Below are 233 nucleotides of genomic sequence, written 5' to 3' on the forward strand. Positions count from 1 at the left end.
ACCTCGTCGAGCTCGCGCACGAACACGGCACCCTTCCGCTTCAGGCTCTCGACCACGTACTGGTTGTGGACGATCTCATGCCGAACGTAGACCGGGGGTCCGTAGATGGCGAGGGCACGCTCGACTACATCGAGTGCCCGCACGACACCGGCACAGAACCCGCGCGGGGCCCAGAGCAGGATCTCCAGGGGCGGCTTGACCGCATCGCCGGGGGCGGGGGAAGTCGTCAGATT

General features: G+C 66.5%; 1 pseudogene. It reads right to left on the reverse strand.

Going from position 1 to position 233, the window contains the following annotated elements:
• Positions 1 to 230: pseudogene (gene ispH, locus AC0IWM_RS23985) on the reverse strand (4-hydroxy-3-methylbut-2-enyl diphosphate reductase); the annotation flags it as partial.
• Between the last annotated feature and the right edge of the window lie 3 nt (positions 231 to 233).

It is taken from the genome of Methylobacterium sp. AC433, from assembly GCF_979253015.1.